We start from the raw sequence: 21,723 nt of genomic DNA on the forward strand, positions 1-21,723 counted from the left end.
GTCACCGGCGTGGAAGGCGTCGATGCGCAATCCGTCGTGCAACCCGCCGTCGGATTGACGGGGTTGATGCCGCCCGACGGATCGTAGGAGGCCGTGTTGGTGCTCGAACCCACAGCCGTCGGAACAGCCGGCAGGTTGAAGCTGGTGCTGCCACCGGCTGCGACCGAGGTCGTGAAGTTCACCGTACACGTCAGGACGGCGCTGCCATTGCCCGCAAACGGGAAGGCGTTGGGTGTGCAGGTTGCACTGGCCACGTTTGCGCCGGTCGGCACGCCCGTGATGCTGATGCCTGCCGGCACCAGGTCCTTGATGGTCACGCTGTTGGCGGGACCAAAGGCACTGGCCGCATTCGCTACCGTGAAGGCGTAGTTGAACGCAGTCCCCACAGCCAAGCTGCCGGGGTTGGCCTTGCTGACCGTCAGCGTGGGCGAACCAGGGTTGACTGGGGTGGCGGGCGTCGACGAGCAGTCCGTCGTGCAACCTGCCGTCGGATTGACCGGGCTGGTACCACCGGACGGATCATAGGAAGCCGTGTTCGTGCTCGAACCCACAGCCGTCGGAACAGCCGGCAGGTTGAAGCTGGTGTTGCCACCGGCTGCGACCGAAGCCGTGAAGTTCACCGTGCACGTCAGGACAGTGCTGCCATTGCCCGTAAACGGGAAGGTGTTGGGCTTGGGCGAGCAGTCCACACTGGCCACGTTCACACCTGTCGGCGCACCCGTGATGCGGATACCTGCAGGCACCAGATCCTTGATGGTCACGCTGGTTGCAGGACCGAGGGCGCTCGCCGCATTCGCTACCGTGAAGGTGTAGTTGAAGGGCGAACCTACGGCCAGGCTGCCTGGGTTGGCCTTGGTGACACTGAGGTTCACCACGCTCACAAAATGAATTTGTGCGGCGCTTGGCGAATACGCGTTTGCCCCCACGGTGAACGTGCCACCCAGGGTTCCTGCAGGAATGCTGGTGGCGATGCTGTAGGTACCACTTGCTGTGCTGGTGGCAGTGATCGAGCAGATGCCCAAAGTTGCGCCGCTTGTTCCAGTGGTGCAAGTGGCTGACGCGCCGTCCGCGCCACCGTTCAGCTTCACGCCGGGAGTACCGGCAAAGGTCACGACCTCGCCGCCCTTGGGGTTGCCACCGGCATCGCGCACATACGCTTCCACCACATCGGTTGCCGTGCCATTTGCAGCCGCGTTGTCGCTCACGACACGCAGGCCCGAATTGCTTGCCGAGGCATTGCCGGCGACAAAGGCCATCGATTGCGGGCTGTTGCCGATGGCAACTGCCCCCACCGTGGCGGCAGCCGAGTAAGTCGATGCGGTCACGCTGGTGAACGACACCGAGCAGGTCGCCGCCGCACCAGCAGTCGTGCAGCTGGCGGTGGCAGGTGCCGCTCCGGCGGGCGTCACGCTGAAGTTCACGGCAACGCCGGTGACCGGATTGCCGAACGCATCCTTGGTGACCACGGAAACGACGTCCTGGCCGCCGCCGGCTGCCTGGTTGTTCACATCGACCGACATGGTCGAATTGGCGGGATCGACGGCACCTGCCGTAAAGACATAGGCAGCCGTCGCACCGTACGTATTGCCACCGGCGCTGACGCCGCTGCCGCTCAATGCGCCGCTCGCGATGCTTGCGCCGGAAGTGTAGGAACCCGCGACGGTTGTCTTGGCGGTGACCTGGCAGGTACCGGCCGCATTGGTGGTGCAGGTACCGCTGAAGGTGATGTTTGCGGTGGGAGAGAACGTGACAACGCTTCCGGCCACCGGATTGCCGTTGACATCTCCCACAAACGCTTCAAGCACATCTGTCGCCGAGCCATTGGCCGTGACCGGACTGGTGACGGTACGCACCCCCGACCTGGCGGGGTCGGCGGCATTGGCCGTGAAGTTGATCACGGCCGGACTGCCGTTTGTCACGCTCTGGGTGGTGGTGCCGTTGTTGTCCGTGGCTGTGAAGCTCGCTGCACCCGCCACGGTGGATGTCACCGTGATGGAGCAGCGCGCTGGATTCGCATTGGCCGCAATCGTGCAGGAAGTTGCCGACGGCGTGCCGGCGCCGGTATGGACAAAGCCGATGGTGTGGGCGACCGTATCGACGGTTGCATTGCCATTGGCGTCCTGCAGTGCAACGGTCACCGTGCCGGTGCTCGTACCGTCGGCCATCACCGAGAGCGGCGTGGCACTGAGCAGATTGCCACTGGCTGTATTGCTGGGCGGCCCGGCAATGAAGTTGACCGATACCGGACTGCCATTGCTCACGGCCGTTCCGTTGTCCGTTGCCGTGAAACTTGCAGTGCCGACCGTGGCCGATTTCACCGTCACGGAGCAGGTGGCCGGATTGGCGTTGGCCGCGATCGTGCACGTGGGTGCGGCCGGCGTGGTCGTGCCCACGCCCGTTTTGGTGAAGACAATCGTGTGCGCCACCGTATCCGTGGCGGGATTGCCATTGGCATCGCGCAGGGCCACGCTGATCGAGCTCGTGGCAGTGTTGTCTGCGACAACGCTGAGCGGACTGGCACTGATCAGGTTTCCATTCGCGCCATTGCTGGGCGAGCCGGCCGTGTAGTTCACCACAGCCGTAGCCGTGGCGGCCGAGCCATTGATGGTGAAACCAAAGGTGCCACTGCCGACTGCGGTAGGTGCCGTGATGGTTGCCGTGTACACCCCTGCGCTGCACGACCCCGCGCCGACCGCAGGCGAGCCCTGTGTTCCGCTGTTCAGCGTGAAGGCCACCGTATTGGCACAGGTTGCAATCGAATTGCCTGACACATCCTTGAGCTGCGCCGTCAATGTGCTGGTTGCGGTGCCATTGGCAATGATCGAGGTCGGACTCGCAACGATGGTCGAGGCACTGGTACTTGGCGGACCCGCCGTGTAGCTCACTGAAGCCGTAGCAACTGCAGCAGAGCCGTTGATGGTGAATCCGAAGATCCCGCTGCCGACTGCCGTGGGCGATGTGACGGTGCCCGTATAGATGCCGGCAGTACACGAGGCCGCGCCCACATTGGGCGTTCCCTGCGTTCCGCCGTTCAGGGTGAATGCCACCGTGTTCGTGCAGGTGTTGATCGGATTGCTGCTGGCATCGATCAGTTGCACGCGCAGCACGCTGGTGGAGCTGCCGTTGGCCACGATCGATGCCGGTGTGGCGACTATCGTCGATGCACTCGTGCTCGGCGTTGCGGCCACATAGGAGACCGTTGCGGTGGCAACAGCCGCAGACCCGTTGATGGTGAACCCGAAGGTTCCGCTGCCGACCAGCACCGGCGATGTCACCGTCCCCGTGTACATGCCGGCACTGCAGCCCGTGACGCTGACGGCAGGAACGCCTTGCGTCCCCGCATTGAGGGTGAAGGCCACCGTATCGGTACAGGTGGTGACAAGGTTGCCTAAAGCATCCTTCAACTGCACGGCCAAGGTGCTGGTGGAGACGCCGTTGGCCGCAATCGATGGCGGACTCGCGGCGATTTCAGACCCGCTCGTGCTGGCCGGCAGCCCGGTGAAGCTGTAAGCAACCGGCGAAGGCTGATAGGTCACTGCGCCAGATACCGGACTTCCACCCAATGGAAGATTGGAGAACGTGGCACCAGCGACTGACGACGACAAGGTCACGGGTGTGGTGAATGTTCCGGCGACACTGCTGCTGGCATTGATGGGAGACGCGCACTTTCCGCTGGAGTTGGTCGTGCAGCTGACTGCGGCGGAGCTGCCATTGAACGTGACACCTGCAGGCGGCGCTGCGAAGGTAACGGTGTCACTGCCCCCTGTCCAGGCATTGCCTTGGCCGTCAACAATGTAGACCTCCAGCAAGTCGCTGCTGCCGACAGGTTGATTGTTGGTCGTCGCCAGAACGCCGGATTTCAGGGCACAGGGAAAACCGGTGACGTTTGCCGCCGTTGAAAGCTGCGAGGTCTGGGCTCCACCGGAATTGCTGTCCGTCACTGTGACTCGCACCTGGCCGCTGAGATACGAAGGAACGGTCAGCGTTCCCGAGGCTCCGGCCATGGTTTCGGAGCCCAGATAGACCTGCGCATCGTTGACGCCCGCGCCGGTCGGCGACCAAAAGGCTTCCACCGTATACGGTGCCGGCTCGCTCGCATTGGCATTTGCCGTGATATTGAATGTCCAGGTGCAGGCGGCAGTGTCACTGGCACCAACGCCAAGGGTGGGGGTCCATCCGGTTTGTCCATTGCCCGTCGTCTGCAAGCTGATGCCTGAGTTTGCAGCCACAGGCACGGAAAACAGCGTGTTCTGAGAAATCTTGAAGAAATCACGCGTAGTGATACGAATGGCACTTCTCGACTGGCTTGTCATCTTGTTGTTGCCAATCAATCCTGGTGCCGTACCAGTACCACCGATATTCACCCCGTCCCCGCCGCCAGTGAAGTTGTTATCGGTCACCGTCACTACCTGCGTCGTGCCTGAGGCTGCCGTATTCAACGTTGGTGCCGACACATGCATTGGCGATGAAGTGGTATAGGCGGCAATAGGCAGCGAGAAGGTATTACCCGTCACGGCAAGACCAATTCCATTGTCCAGGTTGATCGCTCCATCAACCGTCACCACGGCCCTGGGATTACTTCCACCAGTCGGGCTCAGTGCGATATTCGAATTTTTGATCGTCAATCCGTTGACGGTCATGTTCGACATGACCTGGAAGAACTGATCGAGCTGCATTCCCCCGATAGGGTTGGGCAGATTCGTTACCGTGAAATTATCGACAACAATGTTGGAAACCGTGCCTGTACCGTTGCTTGCAGCAACCGAAATAGCCGAGCCCCTGTTATTGCCGAAATTTCCATTCCATATCGCGGAATTGATCGTGCTATTGGTAAAGAATACGTTTTGTGCGCCTTGATGAATCTCCGCGTACAGCTCGCAGTTGAAGGGCGTCCCCTCTCCCGCAGGGGTTGGCGACACATTCACCAGGCCGACGCGATCAATGGTGACATTGTTCGCCGGGGAGCCAACGACGAATACCGCTTCGCCACAGGTCATGTTGGGCGAATTGGTGAGCGTGATGTTCTTCCCACCAAGATAAAAAGTTTCCCAGGGGGAGTCCGCCCAGTTCTGGACTTGTATGACTCCCCCGAAATCGATGGTCAACGAGCCCGTGCCGGCTGGCACGGTGCCTTTGAGCCAGTACCAGGCACCACCGGCACCAGTGGTGGTGCCCGTATCGCCGCCGCTGATCATCTGGGTTTGACCACAGGCATTGGTGGCTCCCGTCACGGCGCCGGACTGGGCTCCGCTGATGAATGTATTGGCACAGCGCACGTAAACCGTCTGATTGTCGACATACGGATGGAGGTTTCCCGCCGCATCCTTGGATGTCCCGCTCTGTATGGTTCGTACCGACGTAGTCAGTGTCGGCGCAAAGACGATGGAAACATCGGCACTCGGATCCAGCGTTTGCAGCGTGTAGTTGGCTGCCTGAATGGCCGCTCGCAGCGTACATGCACCAGCAAAGGTACCCCCCAGCGTGCTGACACAGGTGGTTGGTGTCGTTGCATTGGCATTTGGAGCGTCGCTGTTGTCGGTGACCGTGAAAACGATGGTCGCCGCGAGTGCCGTGGATGAAATACCGGCGCACGAAAGCAGCAGCAACGAGAACAAGTACCTCGCTGCACGCCATTTTCGTAAAAACACCGAACCAGGCAGGCGATCAAGAACGCGCATGATATTCCCCATTTTTTCAAGGAAATCAGACAGGAAAATATTTTCCCCAATGGCAATGGCCATCAGTTGTACCCAGCGCATTTGCATCGCCGCACCTCGGATAGTTCTATTTGAGTCAAGAACTCACAACTCACCTTGCAACCGGTGACATTGGAAGTAACAGGGTTTCGCGCAGATCCTGCGCGTCAATCAAAAAAGGTGGATTTCCATCAGCGCTTGCGCACTGCTCCATTGCCCATTGAGCCGGGCACACCTTCAGCCGGGTTTGCGATGCAAATCATTTTTTTCCTCCCTCAACGAACCATATTCACCGTGCTTGTATTTTTTCCAGTGGCGGGCCAGTTTCCATAGACCTTCACCTGTGCAACGGTAAGTCGCCTATCCGACAGATATACAACCCATGGTTACCCCATGGAGGTTCAATCGATCAGAACATGCGCTGTCAAACCACCACACATACCGATAGGCTAAATCATGTTTTTTTCTATTTCAATAGTTTTTTTCATGAGCCCGAAGGTTTACACCAGCGTTACGAGGGCGGCTCTTGAGCGAATTAGGGAATACCCTGAATCGGCCACACCACATACAGGTAGTAACTGGTGGTATCCCCAGTACGACTGGAACCGGCTGCGCAAGCCACATAGAATCGCCCCTGCAGGAGAGCAGGCGGGCACCACGGTGCCGAGCCTCACCGAAGGCGCAAACTCCCATACACGCTCAGGTTCCGTACTGCAAACACAACATGCCGTCTGGAGAGCCGCCGCACGCAATATGCGGCGCACCGAAGGAGCAAGCCCCGTTCCCATGGACGGCGGTGAATCTCTCAGGTACCAAGGACAGGGGGAGCGGCAGCTGCGTCACGACGGACGCCGGCTGCTTGCTATTGAATCCATAGCTACCAGCTTCCGCGTGACCGGCACATGCCTTTGAAAGGGCATTGTCATGCGCGTCATCGTTCTCGGAGCCGGCCTGATCGGCACCGCCTCAGCCTACTATCTGCAATCTCTCGGTCATGAAGTGACCGTCATCGACCGCCAGGCTGCGCCCGGCGCCGAAACCAGCTTTGCCAACGGCGGGCAGATCTCGGTCAGCCATGCCGAGCCCTGGGCCAACCCCGGCGCACCGCTGAAGTTGCTGGGCTGGCTGGGCCGTCAGGATGCCCCCCTGCTGTTCCGCCTGCGCGCCGACATGCGCCAGTGGCTCTGGGGCCTGTCCTTCCTGCGCAACTGCACGCCCGCGCGCACGCGCCACAACATCCAGCAGATCGTTCGTCTGGGCACATACAGCCGCGAGGCCCTGCAGCAGCTGCGATCGGACACCGGCATCCAGTACGAGCAGCGCATGCAGGGCATCCTGCACTTCTACACGAACGCCCGCGAGTTCGAGGGTGCGCTCAAGCCCACCGAGCAGATGCAGGCCCTGGGCTGCGACCGCCGCCTGATCGACGCCGACGAAGCCGTGCGCCTGGAGCCGGCCCTGGCCCATGTGCGCGGGCAGATAGCGGGCGCCACCTATACGGCCGAGGATGAATCGGGCGACGCCAACCTCTTCACCCGCGAGCTGGCACGCATTGCCACCACCACGGGCGTGCAGTTCCGCCACGGCCACCACGTCATGGCGCTGCGCACCACGGGTGCGGGCGCCAGCCGCCATATCGACCATGTGGAGGTGACCAATGCCGATGGTCGCTACGAACGCATCCAGGGCGACGCCTATGTGCTGGCCATGGGCTCGTTCAGCCCGCTGCTGGCCCAGCCGCTGGGGCTGCGCCTGCCCATCTACCCGGCCAAGGGCTACTCCGTGACCCTGCCGGTGCTGGACCCCGCCAAGGCCTACCAGGTCAGCCTGACGGACGATGAGTTCAAGCTGGTGTTCTCGCGCTACACGGGCGCGCAGGGCGACCGCCTGCGCATTGCCGGCACGGCCGAGTTCAACGGCTACGACCGCAACCTGGACCCCGTGCGCTGCGAGGCCATCGTGCGGCGCGTGCAGCAGTTGTTCCCCGGCGCCGGCGATACCGAACGCGCGCAATTTTGGAGCGGCCTGCGCCCCGCCACACCCAGCAATGTGCCGCTGATCGGACGCTCGCCCATCGCCAACCTGTTCCTGAACACCGGCCACGGCACGCTGGGCTGGACCCATGCCTGCGGCTCCGGCATGGCGCTGGCCGACCTGGTCAGCGGCAGGCAGCCGGCCGTGGATTTCGATTTTCTGGGGGCCGCAGCCATGGACCCGGATCGCAGCGCAGGCACGGTGCGCCCGCGCGCGGTCTGAGGTGCAGACGGTGTGTACGGCGTGTACGACGCCTAGGCAGTGAACACCGTCAACACCCCGGCGAAGCGGTGCAGGCGGGCGTCCATGATCTCGGCTTCGGCGACGAAGCCGATCAATGGCACATCGCCCAGTGCGTGGCGCAGGGTGCGCAGTTCGGCATCGGGGCCGCCGAACAGGCCGCCGCCGCGGCCCCGGCAACTGATGTAGATGGCGCCACGGATGCGGGGCTGTGCCTCGCCTTCGGGCGCCGCCTCCTCGGGCTCCGCCGCATCGCGCAGCGCAGCGCCCAGTTGCAGCAGTTCCTGGCGCGCGACCTGGGCCTGGCGGCGGCAGAAGATCACCGAATGCCCGGCCTCCACGGCCGATGACAGGGCCACGCCCTGGCGCAGCGGGTCCAGCCCGACCAGGGTCAGCACCTGGGCCTCTTCGGTGAGCACGCCGTGGGCCATGCCCCGGCCCGGCGGCGCAATGGCCGCCAGCGTGCTGCGCACCGTGGTCAGCGCGGGCTGCCAGTCGCTGCCTTCCAGCTCCACGCCCAGCAGTTGCAGCAGGCGCTGCAAGGCCGGATCGCCATTGAGCCCGGTGACCAGGGCGCCGCGCGCCTCGGTGATCTCCAGGCCCTCGCCCAGCGGCACGCAGCCCTGGGCCATGCCCGTGATGCAGGGCACGCCCGCACCGAAGGCCACGCCCGAGAAGCCTCCGCTAAAAATGCCGCGCGCATCCGCATGCTGCGCATGCAGGTCCTCGGTGCGGCAGGCGATCTGCACGCCCTCCACGCCATCGTCCCCGTCATCGCCCACGCCGCCGAACAGCAGGCCGGACTCGGTGCGCTCGGACAGCTCGTACAGCAACTCGGCCAGCTCGGGCTGGCCGCCTCCGGCATGGACCAGGGCCGAATGGGCCGTGAACCCGGCCTCGCCGCCCGGCGCATGCAAGGGCGCCAGGCCCGAATACAGGCGGTAGTGCGCCGCCGGCACATCGAGCAGCATCACCGCGAGCGCGGAACCGGACAGGTATTCATGGGACATGGCCAGCACGCCACCGGCCGAGCAGCCAGCCCAGTCCGCCACATGGGGCAAGGCCCTGGCCAGATGCTGCAGCAGCGGCCTTGCATGGGCGGCATGCGCGTGGGACAGGTACACCAGGCCCAGTCGGGGCCGCTGCGCGTGGCCCGGATCGGCCATCTGCGAGCGCAGTTGCAGCAGCACCGCATCGGCCGCGGCGCGCCAGTCGGAATGGCTGGCATGGCCTACAGGAAACAACGACATTCCAACCTTCTTTCTAGCCCTGCCAGCGCCCGGCTTGCGGAGGGCTCTAGACCATCCATGGGTGCCGCCGTCCCGCTCAGCGCGGTGGCCGGCTCTTGGCCGGCGCCTTGCCTGCGGCCGGTGCCTTGGCTGTTGTCTTTGCGGTGGTCTTTGCCGCCGTCTTCCTGGCCGCTGCCTTGGCTGGCGCTTTCGGTGGGGCTTTGGCTGGCGCTTTCGCAGGCGCCTTGGCGGCTCCGGCCGGGGCCTTGGCCGCCGGTGCAGCCGCCTTGCCTGCCTGCGCGGCGAAGGCGCCAGCCTGGGCCGTCATGCGGTCCATGGCGGCCTTGGCGATGTCGCCGGCCATGCCGGTGGCGCGCTGTGCGGCAGCCACGGCCTCGGGGGCCATGGGCTCGGCCATGGCCTTGGCGGCGATCTGCTGGAATTGCTGGGTCAGTGCGCCCCACCATTGCATGGCCTGACCCATGGCGGCGGCCTGGACCGGCTCGTCCTTGGGCGCAGAAGCTTCAGGGCCTGAGGCCTTGCTGCCGGCATCCGTGGATGCAGCAGCTGCAGGCGGCTCGGCAGGGGGCTGTGCGGGCGCGGCCTGCGGCTTTTCCTGCTTGCCGGCCTTGCCGGCGGAGGACATGGGCCAGTCCGAGTGGTCGGACTGCCCCGCGCTGGCGGCGCCTTTGCCCGCAGTGGCTGCAGCAGCGGTGGCGGCTGCAGCGGCGGGGAACTGGAAGGCCTGCGCCAGTTCACCCATGCTGACGTTCATGCCCTGCAGGGTGGACAGCGTCATGCGCTGCACTTCCAGGGCCTGGATGGTGGCGGCCAGCGCCTTGCCATTTTGATCCAGCCAGAACTGCACGGCCTTGAGTTCGGTGATGCGCTTGTCCACCTCCTCGATGCTCACCGTGGGCGCCACCCATTCGGGCAGGCGCCCCAGGGGCCGGGCCGTGGCCGATCCCGCGCTCTGGGCCAGGCCCTGCAGGAAGTCGAAACCGGGGATGAACTTGCCGAAACCGAAGGAGGACGCGTCACTCATGGCAGCACTCGCTAGGACTGGGTTGGAAGAGCATGCCGGCGAAGGATGCCGGCCATGCTCCCAGCTTAACCCAGGCACACGCCAAGTCCACGGCAAGTCATGCGCATGCGGCTGCGCACAAACCCGGTGCAATGGCGCCGGCTCAGTGCGAATGGCCTGCGTGGCCGCCGCCGTGGCCCGCTGCCGGGGCAGCCGCCGCGCCGGGCGCCATCGCGCGCACGGGGACCTGCAGGCTCAGGCGCGAGGTTTCGCCCTTGGCATCCTTGAACACCAGGGTGATGGGCACCTGGCTGTCCTTGAGCAGCGGGCTCTTGAGCTGCTGCAGCATGACGTGGTAGCCGCCGGGCTTCAGGTCCACGGCCACGCCCTTGGGCAGGTCCAGGCCGTCGATGGCGCGCATGCGCATCACATCGCCTTCCATCTTCATTTCATGCACCTCGGCCACGCCGGCGGCGGGCGACTCCACACCCACCAGGCGCAGCGGCTCCTCGGCCGTCAGGCGCATGAAGGCGCCCGTGGCCTGCTGGCCCGGCACGCTGGCACGCGCCCAGGCGGCGTCGGCCTTGACGTGGGCCGCATCGGCATGGGCATGGGCCAGCCCCATGGACAGGGAGGCGGCGATCAGGAAAGGGGTGGTCCATTGACGCAGTGTCATCACGGTTTCTCCAGAAAATTCAATACGTTGCAGCACGGTCTGTGTGCCTTGCAAAAACAAAAGCCAAGCGAAAGAGGCAGGGATTGAAATGGGGAGTCACCGGGGCGGGGCGCGGGCCTGCGGCAAGGCCGGCATGGCCACGCTGTGGACGGAGGCCGGGTGCGCCCGTGGCTGCGCATCTGCCATCAGCGGTGCCGGGGCCGCACTGCACCGGGCGGGCGGCGGCGCCAGCGGGGGCAGGCACAGCGGGCAGTCGATGCCGTGGCTTCCGGCAAGGGCATTGTCCTGACCGGCCGGCGATGGCACCCAGACCGATTCGCCAGCGGCCGAGCACAGGCGCTCCCAGCCCGAGGCACGCGCCAGCGGCGCAAACGCCGATGCCAGCGCCACGCACAGCCACAGCCCCAGCACCCAGCGGGCGCAGGCAGCCAAGGTGGAGGGCAGGCGAAGCGGCATGGCGCCATTCTAGGGGTCTGCCCCAGTCGTCATCTCCGGGACCGCGCCATGCCCTGCCCGCCCCTACCATCACAGGCGCGCACCCTCGCCTTCACCACAAACAACCCAAGGAGACACCCATGCTCACCCTGTGCGGATTCGCGGCCAGCAACTACTACAACAAGGTCAAGCTGGCCCTGCTGGAAAAGCAGCTGCCCTTCAACGAGGAACTGGACTGGCTGGGCGAGACCGACATGGCACTGTCGCCGCTGGGCAAGGTGCCGTACCTGCGCATCGACGACGGCCGGGGCCTGTGCGAGTCGGCCGCCATGGTCGAGTACGTGGAGACGCTGTCGCCCTCCCCTTCCCTGCTGCCGGCCGACGCCTTCGAGGCCGCCAAGGTGCGCGAGCTGTGCGTGTACCTGGACCTGCACCTGGAGCTGGTGGCGCGCATCCTCTACCCGCAGGCCTTCTTCGGCGGCCAGGTCAGCGACTCCACCCGGGAGCGCACGCTGGCCCAGCTCGACAAGAACGTGGCGGCCTTCGCCAAACTCGCGCGTTTCTCACCCTTTGTGGCGGGCGACAGCTTCACGCTGGCCGACTGCTGCGCCATCGTCCACCTGCCCCTGGTCAGCGCAGCCAGCAAGATCGTTGGCGGGCGCGACGTGCTGGCCGACCTGCCCGTGCGCGAGTACCTGGCGCGCATGGCCGAGCGGCCCACGGTGCAGCAGGTCAATGCCGACCGCAAGACCAATACGGCGCTGATGATGTCCCGCTACGCCAGCGACAAGACTCCGGCCTGAGCCGCCGCCCTGCCCGCCTCAGTCCTGCAGCCAGCGCAGCAGCCCGCTGGCGCGCTGCGTGGGGCTGCCAACGGCCGAGGCCAGCAGGCCCGGCACCTCGGAGAACAGCGAGAAGGCCTGGCGGGCGCGCGTGATGCCGGTGTAGACCAGCTCGCGCCCCAGCACGCTGCCGCCGCGCGAGGGCAGCACCAGGGCCGTGTGCTCGAACTCCGAGCCCTGGCTCTTGTGCACCGTCATGGCGAAGGCGGTCTCCACATGGGCCAGGCGGCTGACACCGACCGAGCGCAGCTCGTCACCCTGCAGGAAGTACACGCGCAGCGGCTGCCCGGGCCCACCCTGCGGGGCCCCCTGTGCCCCGCCCTGCGACCCACCCGGCAGCGCAATGCCGATGTCACCGTTGAACACGCCCAGCTGCGCATCGTTGCGCGTGACCATGACGGGCCGGCCCGCATACCATTCGCCGCTGCGGCGGATCGCGCCCTGCGCTTCCAGGGCCTGCTCCACCGCCCGGTTGAGGCCGGACACGCCCCAGTCCCCCTCGCGCACGGCGCACAGCAGCCGGAAGCGCTCGAAGGCCTGCAGCACATCGACCACCCAGGCCCGGTGCGCGGCCTCGTAGCCGCCGTCCGCAGCCGGCCTGTTTTGCAGCGCCCTGGCATACAGCGCATAGCTGGCCAGGCCGCCGCGCCCGCGCACGGCCAGTTCGGTCACGGCCTGCACGCCGCCGCCCTGGCGCTCCCAGAGTTCGGAGTGCGTACCGCCTTGCGTGCCGGCATCGAGCAAGGCCTGGGCCTGCGCGGCATGGCCGGCATTCACGGCGCGCGCCAACTGGCCGATGGGGCCACCGAAGCGCCGGCTTTCGCGCAGCATGACGGTGTGCTGCGCAAGAGCCGGCGGCCGGTCGCCTGCCGGCGCCGCGAACTGCGGCGGCACCGCCTGGCCGGCCACGCGCAGCGCATAGTCCAGCGTGTCCGGCAGGTAGCGTCCGGCCTGGGCATCGCGGCACAGGTCGCCCAGCACGGCGCCCGCCTCCACCGATGCCAGCTGGTCCTTGTCGCCCAGCAGCACCAGGCGGGCGCCGGACGGCAGTGCCTCCAGCAGCGCCGCCATCATCTCAAGGTGGACCATGGAGGCCTCATCGACGATGAGCACGTCCACGTCCAGCTGCCGGCCCGCATGGAATCCCCAGTGCCGTGTATCGGGCCGCGCGCCCAGCATGGAGTGCAGGGTGCGCGCCGCACCCATGCGCTGCACCAGGCCCGCCAGGTCGATCTCGCCGCCCATGCTGCCCTGCAATTGCAGCAAGGCCCCGTCGATCGATTGCTTCAGGCGCGCAGCCGCCTTGCCCGTGGGCGCGGCCAGGGCCACGCGCAGCTGGCCGGCGTCGGGCGCCGTGGCAAACAGCAGGGCCAGCAGCCGCGCCGCGGTATAGGTCTTGCCGGTGCCGGGGCCGCCCGTGATCACCGACAGCCGGCCGCGCAGCGCCAGCGCGCAGGCCAGCTTCTGCCAGTCCACGGGGCTGCCTTCCGCCGCAGGCGGGAACAGGCGGTCCAGCCAGTGGCGGGCCAGGGCTTCGTCCAGCGGCTGGCCGGCCACGGCCTGCGCCGCCGTGCGCTGGATGACATGGGTGGCCACGGCGCGCTCGTAGTCCCAGTAGCGGCGCAGGTACAGCAGCGGCGCGGGGCCGTCGGCACCGGCCAGCACCAAGGGCTGGCCAAGGTCCTCGCCGCCATCCTGGCCAGCGTCGCCGACCACGCGCACCACGGGGCTGGCACCCAGCGCCGCCACCCAGCCGGACAGGCGCGCGGGCAGCATCTGCCACAGGGCCTGCTGCGCGGGCAGCGCCTCGGCGGGCCAGGCCAGCACGTCGTTGGGATTGCCGGCCAGCGGTGCCATGGGCAGGCAGCTGTGGCCGCGCCCCTCCATCTGCGCCAGCAGCGCGGCGGCCACCAGCAAGGCGGGCCCGGCCTGCGCATCCTGCCCGGCGACGAAGGAGGCCAGCGCCGCATCCAGGCGCCGCAGCAGGCCGGCATCGGCCCAGCGGCGCAGCAGGGCCAGCACTTCATTGGTGTCTGGCGGCACGGCGCCCAGCGAGTCGTCGCCCGGCGGTTCGTCGCCCGGCCGTTCGTCGAACAGGTCCAGCGTGGCCGTATCGACGGTCCGCGAACGGGGGCGCGGGCTCATGGCGGCTCCTGCATATCGGCGCGGCCGGGGCCGAGCAGTTCATCGAGCGCATCGAGCAGGGGCAGCTCGGGCGCCATGGCATGCATGCCACCGGCCGGGCCATCGATGCCGCGCAGAAAGTAGTACAGCGCGCCGCCCAGCTGGCGCTGCGGCTCGTAGGCCGTGCCCAGGCGGCTGCGCAGCAGCCGGTGCAGGGCCAGCAGGTAGAGCGCGGCCTGCACGTCGTAGCGGTGGTGAAGCATGGCGCGGGCCAGGGCCTCCTGGCCGTAGGCGGCGCCGTCCGGGCCCAGGTGGTTGCTCTTGTAGTCAAGCACCCAGTAGCGGCCCTCGTGGCAGAACACCAGGTCGGCAAAGCCCATGAGCATGCCGTGCAGCGAGCGCTGGGGCAGCGCGGGCCGCTCCTGCCCCGGCAGGATGAAGCGCCGGCACAGTTGGTCGATGCGCTCGGCCGGCAGCTGGCGCGCGGGCAGCCAGAACTCCATCTCGGACAGTTGCGGGCCCAGCGTGGCCAGCGTGACATCGAGCGGCGCCAGCGGCTGGTGGACCACGGCCGTGAGCCAGGCCAGCAGGTCGCGCGCCTGCTCGCCCCGGCCCGCGCGCTCGCAGCGGCGCACCAGGCGATCAGCGAGCGCACCCTGACCGTCCACGGGCAGGGCAAAGTCTTCGCCGCCCAGCCATTCAAGCTGGTCGTGCACGAAGTTGCCGACCACGGGGCCGCGCAGAAAGCGGTGCCAGACCGCAGGCCCAGCGGCCGGTCCATCCTGCAGGGACTGCAGGCCCGCCAGGCCGGCGATGTCCGCCAGTTCCGGCGATGGGGGCGGCTCCAGCGCCTGCTCATCCTCGGCCGGGCGCTGCACGGCCACGGGCAGCACGGGCAGGCTGGGCGCGGCCATGGCGCGCACCAGGGCCGAGAAGCTGCCGATGCCCCAGCGGGTGTCGAAGCGCGCGTCGTAGGCCGGGGCATCGTGCAGCGGCGTGGCGCCGGCCGGGGGCTGCCAGCGCGTGCGCTGCAGTGGTACGGCATCCAGGTCGCGCCAGGCCATGTGCGGGTCTTCGCCGCACAGCTGCTGCAGGCCGTCGCGCCAGCCCTGGGCCGAGCGCGGCTCGGTGCCGCCCAGCAGGTAGCCGGCTGCGCCCTGCTCATTCACGCAGGCCTTGCCGTTGCCGCGCTTGAGCGGGGCCAGGCCCAGCCACAGCGCATGGCGCGGGCGGGTGAGCGCCACGTAGAACAGGCGCAGGTCCTCGCGCAGCCGCTCGCGGTCGGCCTGGGCCAGCTCCTCGTCGCTGAAGTCCAGCAGCAATCGGCGGGCCGGAGCCGCATCGTCTTGCGACTCGTCCTGCGCGGACAGGGTCAGGAACGGCGTTCTGGCCCGTTCCATGGGGCGGAAGCTGCCCGCAAACGGCAGGCAGACCAGCGGGTATTCCAGGCCCTTGCTCTTGTGCACGGTGACGAGCTTGACCAGGTCGGCATCGCTTTCCAGGCGCACCACCTGCTCCTCGCTGCCGCTGCCCGGCGTCTCGATCTGGGTGGCCAGCCAGCGGATCAGGGCCTGCTCGCCCTCCAGCTGGGCGCTGGCGGTCTGCAGCAGCTCGGCCAGATGCAGGTAGTTGGTCAGGCGCCGCTCGCCGCCCATGGCCGGGTCCTGCAGCCAGCGTACGGGCAGGTCCAGCCGGTACAGGGTCTGGCGCAGCATGGCCAGCACGCCCAGGCGCAGCCAGATGCTGTGCAGTTCGCGAAGCTGCTCGCTGCGCACGTCAAAGGCTTCCTCGTCGGCGGCCAGCCAGGCCAGCTCATCCAGCGACAGGCCGATGAGCCGCGTGGCCAGGCCCGCGCGCACGGCCTGGGCATCCAGCGGCGCGGCGACGGCGCGCAGCCAGTACAGCAGGTCATGGGCCTCGTCGCTGGCGAACACCGAATCCTGGTCCGACAGGTAGACCGAGGCCACGGCGCGCGCCTGCAGCTCGCGGCGCACGGCGGCCGCCTCTCGGCCCGTGCGCACCAGCACGGCGATGTCGGCAGGCCGCAGGCGCACAAGGCGGCCATCGGGCTGCACAAAGCCGGCCTGCGGGTCGGCCAGCCACTGCACGATCTGCTCGGCGCAATGGGCCGCAAAGCGGCGCCGCACCTCGTCGGCCGACAAAGGCAGGGGAATGCCGGTGTCCTCGTCGCTGCCCGCACTCCAGGCCACGGTGAGGGCGGGCATGGCGCCGTCGCGCGTGTGCAGCAGCTCGCGCCGGCCCTGGGCAGCCACGGGCTCGAACGGCAGCGGGTTGTGGCTGCCGCGCCGAAACATGAAGGCGCCCTCGCCCGGCCGCTGCTCGGCCTGCGCGAACCAATGGTTGACGGCGCCCACCAGTGCCTGGGTGGATCGGTAGTTGGTGCCCAGCACGTAGTGGCGGCCCTCGGTGGCGCGGCGCGCCTGCAGGTAGCTGTGGATGTCGGCGCCGCGAAAGCCGTAGATGGACTGCTTGGGGTCGCCGATCAGCAGCAGGGCGCTGTGCGGGTCGTTGGCCGCCGTGCGGTAGATCTGGTCGAACAGGCGGTACTGCAGCGGCGAGGTGTCCTGGAATTCATCGATCAGCGCCACCGGGTACTGGGCCAGGATGCGCTCGCGCAGCACGGCGCCGTTGTCGCCGGCCAGGGCCGTGTCCAGGCGCTGCAGCATGTCGGCAAAGCCGAAGCTGCCGGCCTGGCGCTTGAGGTGGGCCAGCCGCTGCGCCACGCGCGCGGCCGCATGCAGGCGCACGGCCACGCTGACGGGCGGCAATTGCTCCAGTTGCACCAGCAGCGCCTGCAGCTCGTCCAGCTCCAGCGGCATGAGCACATCGCCAGCCGATCCCTTGAAGGCCTCGGCCAGACCCTCGGGGCTGAGGCGGTGGCGCGCTGCCTCGGTCAGCGCCAGCGGGCCGTCCAGCGGGGCGCGCGACCAGTCGGCCAGGGCGGCCAGCCAGCCGGTGTAGCGCGCGGGCTGCAGCTTGCGCTTGTCCCACAGCGCGCCATGGCCGTCGAGCTGTCCATCCAGCCACAGCTGCAGGCGCTGTGCCTTGTCGTCCCAGCCGGCCGCCAGGGCCAGCAGGCGGCTGCGGCGCTGCTCCATGGCGCGCTGCAGGCAGTCGGCCAGGCTGCCCTCGCCCGCGCCGGGCACGGGGGGCTCGCGCAGCAGGGCGCGCATGTCATCGACCAGGGCGCCGACGTGGGGCCAGATCTTCAGGACCTCGTCCAGCAGCTCGTCGGACAGCGGGTAGCACTGCTGGCGCCAGTAGTCCTGCGCGGCCTCGGTCTGTCGCTGACTTTCGTCGGGCTCCAGCGTTTCGTCGAAGAGGTTGCCGCTGTCGAAGGCATGCTCGCGCAGCATGCGCTGGCACCAGGCGTCGATGGTGTGGATGGCCGCGTCGTCCATGCATTCGGCCGCCATGGCCAGGCGCCAGGCCGCGCGTTCACGGGCCGCGCCTTCGGGGTAGGCCTCGCGCAGCGCGTGCAGGAAGGCGTCGTGGGGCGCGGGCTCGGCCTCGCCGCGAAAGCACTGCACGGCCTCGATCAGGCGCTTGCGTATGCGGTCGGACAGCTCGCGCGTGGCCGCGCGCGTGAAGGTCATGACGAGGATGTCGGGCGGCATCAGCGGGCGCTCGAAGGCCGTGCTGCCCTCGCCATGCCCCAGCACCAGGCGCAGGTAGAGCGCAGCAATGGTCCAGGTCTTGCCGGTGCCGGCGCTGGCCTCGATCAGGCGGCTGCCCCACAGCGGGAAGCGCTGTGCGTCGAGCACATGGCTGGTCACGTCGCCGTCCACATCGCCGGTCACGGCGCCGATCATTTCGCTCGCGCTCATTGCGCCTCCCCCTGGTACGGCAGGACCTGCACCTGCGCGGCCACCCAGTCGAGCAGCGGCGCGTGGGCGGCATGGGCCAGGGCCTCGAAACGGCCATCGGCGCTCAGGCGTTCGAAGTCAGGGTAGCAGCGGGCCCAGGACGGGTCCTCGCCCTCGCCGCCGACCAGATGACCACCCTCATAGGCCTGCTGTGCCGCAGCGGGAAAGCCTTCGGCCATGGCCAGGCCGCTGCGCAGCGGCAGGGGCAGCGGGCCGTTCTGGCCTTCGCGCCACAGGGCCATCAATTCACGCAGCCGTGCCAGCGCTTCGGAAGGGTCCATGGGCAGCACCTGCACCAGGCCGTCGCGCGCCACCACGCGCAACTCGGCCTGCGAGCCGCTGGCGGCCAGCGCCAGGCTGCGCAGGTAGACCGGCATGAGCTTGTCGGCATGGGGCCTGCCCTTGGCATTGAGCAGGTTGCGCGGGTCCAGCAGCAGCCAGCACTGTGCGTCGTCCGCATCGGGGGACTCTTCGGTTTCGCAGGACTGGCGCAGCCCGTCGATCCAGTCGTCGAACACCAGGCCATCGTCCTCGATCAGCAGCCGCCTGCGCGGCGCGGGATGGGCATACCGATCCAGTTGCTGGCGCCAGGCCCGCAGCGAAGGCGTGACCGAGGACTGCAGCGCCCGCGCGCCGCGCTCGCCCAGCCCCGCCAGCGGCAGCCGCCCCGAGCGCGTGAGGCGCGCCACGGCGGCGCGCACGCTGTCTTCCATGGCCTGGGGCGCCTGCCCGGGCTCGTCCAGGCCGGCCGCCACCTGCTGCTGCAACTGCTGCACCAGCAGGTATTCGGTCAGGCCGTCGAGCTGGAACAGTTCCTCGTCCACCACGGGGTTGTCCTCCTGCTCGAAGCGCACCTGCAGGCGCTGGCGCAGGTAGGCGCGCGCCGGGTGGCGCAGGAAATCGGTGAGCCGGGCCAGCGTCAGCGGCGCCGAGGCGTCGGGGACAAAGGGCGGGCGCGGCTGCGCGGGCAGCGGAGGCAACGCGTCCGTGCCGTCCGACTGCGCATGCGCGGCCCGCCATTCGCGCGCATAGGTGGTCCAGGGCGAGCCTTCTTCGAAATAGCGGCGACTGAAGGGCTGCAGCGGATGCTGCTGCGTGCGCTGCGCCAGCAGCGGCTGGCCGCCTTCGCCGCGCCAACCTGTCTCCAGGTAGTCGCGCAGCTGGGAGACCAGGACCGAGGGCGGCTGCTCGCTGTTGTCGCGCACATGGTGGCCGGTCCAGCTGATGTAGAGCGCGCGGCGTGCGGACAGCAGGGCTTCGAGCATGAGCTGGCGGTCATCGTCGCGGCGCGCGCGGTCGCCGGGGCGCTGCTGGCCGGGCAGCGCCATCAGGTCGAAGTCGCTGCGCGTGGCGCGGCGCGGATAGTCGCCATCGTTCATGCCCAGCAGGCAGACCACCTCGAAGGGAATGGCCCGCATGGGCATCAGCGTGCAAAAGGTCACGCCACCGGCGCGAAAGCGCTGCGACAGCGAGGGCTGCTCCAGCGCCTGCATCCAGGCCTCCTGGGCCACGCCCAGTTCCACGGCGTCCGCATAGCCGGCCTGCTCGCAGGCGCGCTGCCAGTCCGTGAGGGCGGCGTCCAGCGCGGCCAGCATGGCCTCGTCCTCATCGTCCTGCGCCTTGAAGAAGTCCTGCAGCAGTGCGCGAAAGCGCTGCGCCCAGACCTCGGGCGTGGCGGGCCGCCCGGCCTCGCGCCACCAGGCCAGCATGCGCTCCAGCAGCGCAGCCAGCACGCCGGCCAGCTCGGCCGACAGGCCGCCCACTTCGTCATAGGGCTCGATGCCGCCAAAGGCCTGGCCGTCCTGCGCCACGCCGCCGGCATAGCCCAGCAGCATGCGCTGCAGGCCGAACCAGGCGCTGTTGTGCTCGCCGCAGGCCTGCAGGCCCAGGGCGCCGCGCTGCGGCGCATTGAGTCCCCAGCGGATGCCGGCCCCGGCCATCCAGCGCGTGAGCTGGGGCAGGTCGTCGGCCGCCAGCCCCATGCGCGCGGCAATCGCGGGGACGTCCAGCAGGTCGCACAGCTCGCTGAGCCGGCAGCGCTGCTGGGGCAGGCGCAGCAGCCATTGCAGGGCCACGGCCAGCGGGCTGCTGGCGCGCGCACCCAGGTCGGCGATGTCGAAGGGAATGTGGCGCGGGTCATGGCGGCCGTACTGGCCGAAGACCGCACGTATCGAGGGCGCTGCCGTCTCTATGGACGGCAGCATGACCACCACGTCACGCGGGGCCAGCGGCGCTTGCCCTGGCTGGGCAGGATCCGGTGGCCGGGCCAGCATCTGCAGCAGCTGGTCGTGCAGCACCTCCAGTTCGCGCACCACGCTGTGGGCGCTGTGAAAGACGATGGAACGATCGGCCCGCGCCACCTCCAGCGGCGGGTGCTCGGCCAGCGGCACCAGGTCGCGGATGCGCTGCTGTACCTGGGCCAGCAGCGGCGCGGTGCGCAGGTCCTCGGCATCGGTTTCGTCGAACAGGTCCACGCGCGGCATCTGCAGCTGCGCGGCGGCACCCGTGGTGTCGAAGGCGTCGAGCTGGCGCACATAGTCGCGGCTTTGCCGGCCCCAGGCGGCCAGCAGCGGATGGGCGTGGGCATGCATGGCCTCCAGCGGCAGCTGCGCCAGATCGCGCCCGCCGCGCAGCGGCTGGCGGCGCCGCGCCATGCGCAGCAGCTCGCGCCCGTCGATGGCGTCGGCCCAATGGAAGCGGCAGGGATTGGGCACGGCCAGCAGCACCTGGCTGTGGCGGGCGATGGCCGCCAGGAACTCCAGCAGGCTCAGCGGCAACTGGCTGATGCCGAACACCACCACGCGGCGTGCCAGCGGCGCGGCCGGCGCCTCGCCGGACTGCAGCGCGGCCAGCACCCTGCCCTGCAGGCGCGCGCGCGTGGCGCCGCGCTGGTCCTCGTCCAGCTCGGCCAGCACGGCGCGCCACAGGCGCGGCTGCCACTGCTGGCCTTCGGGCACCGGGGCGTCCGCCACACCAGGGCGCAAGGGCATGGGCAGCACGTCATGCCCGGCCTCCCAGGCATCCAGCCAGTCGGCGCGGTAGATCTGGTATTGGTCGAAAAGGTCGGCTAGGCGCTGGGCCAACTGCAGCAGCCGCTCGGGCTCGCCGGGGCGCAGAAAGCCTGCAATGGGGGCGAACGCCGGGTCATGAAGGCACTGCGGCAGCAGGCGCATGAGCCGCCAGGTCATGGGCGTCTTGTCCAGGGGCGATTCGCGCGGCACGGCCTGGCGGCCCAGCACCTGGCGGTAGCTGCGCCACACAAAGCGCGCAGGCAGTTCCACGCGCGCGGCGGCGCACACGCCCAGCTGCTCGGCCATGCGCATCTTGAACCACTCGGCCATGCCGTTGCTCTGCACCAGCACCACCTCGGGCTCCAGCACATCCAGCGGGTGCGCAGCCAGCCATGCCAGCACCGTGTCGGCCAGCACCTCCGTCTGATTCCCGTGCAGGGCGATCAAGCCCGGCTGCCAATGCGATGCCACCTCTGCGCCCCCGTGCTCCAAGCCATGCGAGCAGCGAGCTTAACGCGGGCAGGG

At 68.2% G+C, this 21,723-nt stretch carries 10 protein-coding genes and 1 riboswitch; of the genes, 2 read left to right on the forward strand and 8 right to left on the reverse strand.

Annotation, left to right across the window (positions count from 1 at the left end):
- Positions 1–5,759, reverse strand: a 5,759-nt coding sequence (locus DA1_RS26680; protein ID WP_255288206.1) for a beta strand repeat-containing protein, incomplete at its 3' end; no start/stop codon positions are given.
- 658 nt (positions 5,760–6,417) lie between these two features.
- A riboswitch (glycine riboswitch) is annotated at positions 6,418–6,528 on the forward strand.
- Between the two features lie 92 nt (positions 6,529–6,620).
- Here DA1_RS26680 and DA1_RS26685 point away from each other — a divergent pair.
- The gene (locus DA1_RS26685; RefSeq protein ID WP_034397938.1) at positions 6,621–7,952 is read left to right on the forward strand and encodes a D-amino acid dehydrogenase; all 1,332 of its coding nucleotides are present in this window, start codon (positions 6,621–6,623) and stop codon (positions 7,950–7,952) included.
- 32 nt (positions 7,953–7,984) lie between these two features.
- Here the strand turns inward: DA1_RS26685 and DA1_RS26690 are convergent, their stop codons facing one another.
- From DA1_RS26690 to DA1_RS26705, 4 genes are all read right to left on the reverse strand, one after another.
- A complete protein-coding gene (locus DA1_RS26690) occupies positions 7,985–9,220 on the reverse strand; it encodes an FIST signal transduction protein (RefSeq protein WP_034397936.1) in 1,236 nt (411 codons plus the stop codon).
- Positions 9,221–9,296: 76 nt separating this feature from the next.
- Positions 9,297–10,244 (reverse strand): PhaM family polyhydroxyalkanoate granule multifunctional regulatory protein, encoded by a 948-nt coding sequence (locus DA1_RS26695; RefSeq protein ID WP_034397934.1) that lies wholly within the window; start codon positions 10,242–10,244, stop codon positions 9,297–9,299.
- A gap of 142 nt (positions 10,245–10,386) precedes the next feature.
- Positions 10,387–10,899: a copper chaperone PCu(A)C gene (locus DA1_RS26700; protein ID WP_013800288.1), complete on the reverse strand. Its 513-nt coding sequence runs from the start codon at positions 10,897–10,899 to the stop codon at positions 10,387–10,389.
- 96 nt (positions 10,900–10,995) lie between these two features.
- A complete protein-coding gene (locus DA1_RS26705) occupies positions 10,996–11,355 on the reverse strand; it encodes a hypothetical protein (protein ID WP_013800287.1) in 360 nt (119 codons plus the stop codon).
- 119 nt (positions 11,356–11,474) lie between these two features.
- On the opposite strand from DA1_RS26705, the gene DA1_RS26710 reads away from it, so the two are divergent.
- Positions 11,475–12,137, forward strand: a complete 663-nt coding sequence (locus tag DA1_RS26710) for a glutathione S-transferase family protein (protein WP_034397932.1) — start codon at positions 11,475–11,477, stop codon at positions 12,135–12,137.
- 18 nt (positions 12,138–12,155) lie between these two features.
- On the opposite strand, the gene recD is transcribed toward DA1_RS26710, so the two are convergent.
- From recD to recC, 3 genes are read right to left on the reverse strand one after another with little or no spacing between them, the layout of a single operon-like run.
- On the reverse strand, positions 12,156–14,321 hold the full coding sequence (gene recD / locus DA1_RS26715; RefSeq protein ID WP_034397930.1) for an exodeoxyribonuclease V subunit alpha: 2,166 nt from the start codon (positions 14,319–14,321) through the stop codon (positions 12,156–12,158).
- The gene (gene recB, locus DA1_RS26720; RefSeq protein ID WP_034397928.1) at positions 14,318–18,148 is read right to left on the reverse strand and encodes an exodeoxyribonuclease V subunit beta; all 3,831 of its coding nucleotides are present in this window, start codon (positions 18,146–18,148) and stop codon (positions 14,318–14,320) included. Before recB ends, recD begins: the two co-directional genes overlap by 4 nt.
- The gene (recC, locus tag DA1_RS26725) at positions 18,145–21,669 is read right to left on the reverse strand and encodes an exodeoxyribonuclease V subunit gamma (RefSeq protein ID WP_034397926.1); all 3,525 of its coding nucleotides are present in this window, start codon (positions 21,667–21,669) and stop codon (positions 18,145–18,147) included. The genes recB and recC overlap by 4 nt, the downstream gene beginning before the upstream one ends.
- Positions 21,670–21,723: the final 54 nt, after the last annotated feature.

Origin of the sequence: Delftia acidovorans NBRC 14950 (assembly GCF_001598795.1) — a bacterium.
GTDB classification, from domain to species: Bacteria; Pseudomonadota; Gammaproteobacteria; order Burkholderiales; family Burkholderiaceae_C; genus Comamonas; species Comamonas acidovorans.

Coding starts and splice junctions, on each gene's coding strand:
- DA1_RS26705 (WP_013800287.1), bottom strand. CDS start 11,355: ATGCCGCTTCGCCTGCCCTCCACCTTGGCTGCCTGCGCCCGCTGGGTG.
- DA1_RS26690 (WP_034397936.1), bottom strand. CDS start 9,220: ATGTCGTTGTTTCCTGTAGGCCATGCCAGCCATTCCGACTGGCGCGCC.
- DA1_RS26700 (WP_013800288.1), bottom strand. CDS start 10,899: ATGACACTGCGTCAATGGACCACCCCTTTCCTGATCGCCGCCTCCCTG.
- DA1_RS26695 (WP_034397934.1), bottom strand. CDS start 10,244: ATGAGTGACGCGTCCTCCTTCGGTTTCGGCAAGTTCATCCCCGGTTTC.
- DA1_RS26710 (WP_034397932.1), top strand. CDS start 11,475: ATGCTCACCCTGTGCGGATTCGCGGCCAGCAACTACTACAACAAGGTC.
- recD (WP_034397930.1), bottom strand. CDS start 14,321: ATGAGCCCGCGCCCCCGTTCGCGGACCGTCGATACGGCCACGCTGGAC.
- DA1_RS26685 (WP_034397938.1), top strand. CDS start 6,621: ATGCGCGTCATCGTTCTCGGAGCCGGCCTGATCGGCACCGCCTCAGCC.
- recB (WP_034397928.1), bottom strand. CDS start 18,148: ATGAGCGCGAGCGAAATGATCGGCGCCGTGACCGGCGATGTGGACGGC.